Source organism: Sphingomonas sp. TDK1 (assembly GCF_001650735.1).
Taxonomy (GTDB): Bacteria; Pseudomonadota; Alphaproteobacteria; order Sphingomonadales; family Sphingomonadaceae; genus Sphingomonas.
The window spans coordinates 23,319-26,558 of record NZ_LXVY01000028.1; the positions used below are offsets into that span (position 1 = coordinate 23,319).

3 protein-coding genes are annotated in these 3,240 nt (G+C 62.3%); all 3 read right to left on the reverse strand.

Annotation, left to right across the window (positions count from 1 at the left end; all coding sequences use genetic code 11):
• Window positions 1-97: 97 nt before the first annotated feature.
• Window positions 98-1,033, reverse strand: a complete 936-nt coding sequence (locus tag A7X12_RS15485; protein WP_016510913.1) for an NAD(P)/FAD-dependent oxidoreductase — start codon at window positions 1,031-1,033, stop codon at window positions 98-100.
• A 197-nt stretch (window positions 1,034-1,230) separates the two neighbouring features.
• Window positions 1,231-1,452 carry a hypothetical protein gene (locus A7X12_RS15490; protein ID WP_064312470.1) on the reverse strand — a complete coding sequence of 74 codons (222 nt, stop codon included), beginning with the start codon at window positions 1,450-1,452 and terminating at the stop codon, window positions 1,231-1,233.
• Between the two features lie 411 nt (window positions 1,453-1,863).
• Window positions 1,864-3,147, reverse strand: coding sequence for a glycoside hydrolase family 130 protein (locus tag A7X12_RS15495; RefSeq protein ID WP_010408731.1), 1,284 nt, complete (start codon window positions 3,145-3,147; stop codon window positions 1,864-1,866).
• Window positions 3,148-3,240 lie beyond the last annotated feature (93 nt).

Below are 3,240 nucleotides of genomic sequence, written 5' to 3' on the forward strand. Positions count from 1 at the left end.
ACCCGATGAATAAGCCGGGTTAGGTTCGCATCCCGAGACTTAACCGGATCGGGATGCGAGCACTTATGTTATATTTTCGGTCGATGCTCCAACCGGCTTACTTGTCCTCGCTGGCGCGGAGCGAGTTGTGAATCGCCGTCGCTGCCTGCGCGGCCTGACCCATTGCAACGCTGATCTGATCGAGACTTTCGACGACATCGCCAGCCGCGTACAAACCGCTAACCGAGGTCTGTTGATGGGCGTCGGTGACAACGCAGCCGCCTTCGCCAAGCTTCACGCCGATCCCGGCGACGAGTTGCGTATGCGGCGAGGAGCCAAGTGCCGGATACAGGGTATCAAACGAGAGGCGACGCCCATCTGCCAGTCGAACCGCGATCTGATCGCCTTCGATCGATATCTGGTTCACCGCTTCCTTGATGACGTCGACACCGAGCCTAATAAGCCGCGCCTCATCCGGCCAGGAGAGTTCGGGCGAGCGCTGCGCCAGCAGCGTCACCCGCGCGCCATAGGGGCGGAGGAACTCGGCCTCGGCAGCACCATGATCGTCACAGCCCAGCACAGCGATATTGGCGCCCTTCGCTTCGTAAGCGTCGCACACCGGGCAATAGCGGATCAGGCCGCGCGCCAATGCAGCATCGTGCGACGCCTGAGGCATTGAAGGCCGGTGATTTCGGACGCCGGTCGCCAAGATCACGGTACGGCCTTGCCAGCTTGTCGTTTCCGTCGCGACGGAGAACCCGTCCTCGACGATCGCCAGGCGAACCACCTTGCCCTGCTCGATCGTCGCGCCGTAAGCCTGTGCTTGCCGTTTCATCCGCGATAGCAGATCAGCACCACCAATCCCGTCTGGAAAGCCCGGCAAATTGTGTGACCGCGGAATCGAACTCGCACGCCCCGCTCCCGCGTCGATGACGACACAGTTGCGTAGAAAGCGCCCGAGATAGGTCGCGGCCGTCAGTCCGGCGGGGCCACCGCCGATGATGATGCAATCCACGTTTTCCTGCGACGTCGACGTGTCAGCTGCTGTACGCATAAAGCCATTCTCCCAAGCCGGCTCTAGCGCGCGCTCTATTCACATTTACGTGCGCACGGCGTTCGTCCCTCACACGCCGGGTGTCGCGTAGGATGATTCCTGTCCCGAATACGCCCGGCAGTCGTCATCCAAGCAAAGTCGGATGGTGTCGCTGCGGCTACGCTTCCCGTACGAACAAGCTCGAACAGATCGGCGCGTCAGTGGCCGCCATGACCGCCGCCCCCACCATGACCGAAGCCGCCGCGATGGCCAAAGCTGCCACCGTGTCCATAACCACCGCCGTGAAGTCCGAAGCCGATCCCAATCGAACCATAGAAGGGCGACCCATAGCCGGGATAGCCATAATAGGGATCGTAATAGCCCCCGCCCCCCCGATAGCGCGCATTATATCCCAAATTTTGGGCGGGCACCGCGATCATGCAAGCTTGCACATTTTGCGCGGCTGGGCCGCCGGGTCCCCCGGGACCGGGCGTGGCTGGAGGCGCGTCCGGCGCTGACAAGGGCTGCGCTACGAAAGCTCCCGGCGTATTACACGGCACTGCGAAATAGGCGATGTTACGGCTGGGCGGCCCATAGGTCGCGCACCCGCCGAGCGCCGCTGCGAGTCCGGAAAGTGCCGAAAGCTTCAGAATCTGCGGTGACATGCGAAAGCCTCCATCGCTTGGGCCTGGATCACGATAGTCGCCAAGGCTGCAAGGCGCATGCACCGCCTCAAACGCTGCTGCGGATCCAGGCGCTGGCCGGAACCACCGACTGACCAGGCGCACCAGAACCGCTCATATTATTAAATACGCAATCGGCGGTGAAATCCCTCAAGGCACGCCGCCCAATCACTCCATCACTGCGAGCAGATCGTCGACCGTCGTGGTCGCGAACGCGGTGAAGCTGTCCGCCACTGCGTAGGGGAGCAGTAGATCGCGGCCGACGACGAGCGCGCCGCAGCTGTAGACGACATTAGGAACATAGCCGTCGCGCTGTTTAGGGCTGGGAGCCAGAACCGGGCGAGGCGTCCGCGCCAAAAGCTTCGAGGGGTCGTTTTTGTCGAGCAGGCAGGCGCCGATGCAGTAGTTGCGCACCGTGCCAACCCCGTGCGTCAAGACGAGCCAGCCCTCGTCCACCTCGATCGGTGAGCCGCAATTGCCCATCTGGACAAACTCCCACGGATACCGCGGCTCGATCAGCTTGGCGCCACCGCCCCAGTGGAGGATGTCGTCCGATCTCAGTAGCCAGATGTTCTTGTTGTCCTGGCGACCGAGCATCGCGAACAGGCCATCGATCCGACGGGGAAAAAGCGCCATCCCCTTGCCCAATGAGGCATCGCCGGTAAGCGCGCGCATCTCGAACGTTCTGAAGTCGGTCGTGGTCAGCAGCTCCGATCGCGCCTCCGCGCCGCTGAACGCAGTGTATGTACCATGGTAGGCGAATGTGCCGTCGCCTTCGTCAAAGCGGACCAGCCTGAGATCCTCGATCCCCTGGCGTTGGCTAGGCAGCACGGGAAACAGCACAGTTTCCGACAAGGTCTCGCTGCCGTCATACCGAAGCCGGGCGAGGTCGTCTGTATCGGCACGCTCGATAATGGGCTGCATCGACACCGAGCTGGGATCGTCCACAACCAGCGTGCCGCCCGGCTTCCACCGCCCCGTACGGAAGGTAACTGAAGACAGATGGCCCTCGCCGATCCCGCGCAGCGAGAGGATAAACCGAACCTCGCCATCGCCAACGTCGCTTTGGTCGGGATGCAGCACGGCGCTGGGATTGAACAACGCCGCGCTCTCATAGGCGTATTCCTGACTGAAATAGGCTCCGATCAGTCGGCGTCGCGCATCGTCGCAGCGATCGGCGCCGTCGAAGTGATCGGCGACCTCGTCAAAACGCCGCCGCAGCATCGTGTCGACGTCGCGGTGGTTCTCATCCAGGGACGCGGTGACGCCCTCCAGCTGACGGGTCAGCTCCGCCTCGCCGAGCGACAGGATCAGATTGACCGTTTCCTGAGTGCGGGTCGTGCCAGCGTCGAAACCTCGCGGATAGCCGGGCTCAAACGGCCTGACCAGGGTACGCGACGGGTCGGGCCGTAGCGTCACATGAGGAAAACGGAGCTTAGCGCGCTGGATCATGTCTGGCTTTCTCGAATTGCGGTATGTGAATGGGCGGGCTTGGCCATCAAAGCGGATCCTCGTGGAATCATTAACCCGGCTTATTCATCGGGT

Excerpts from the sequence above, each read along its gene's own strand:
- A7X12_RS15490 (WP_064312470.1), bottom strand. The coding sequence starts at position 1,452 with ATGATCGCGGTGCCCGCCCAAAATTTGGGATATAATGCGCGCTATCGG.
- A7X12_RS15495 (WP_010408731.1), bottom strand. The coding sequence starts at position 3,147 with ATGATCCAGCGCGCTAAGCTCCGTTTTCCTCATGTGACGCTACGGCCC.
- A7X12_RS15485 (WP_016510913.1), bottom strand. The coding sequence starts at position 1,033 with ATGCGTACAGCAGCTGACACGTCGACGTCGCAGGAAAACGTGGATTGC.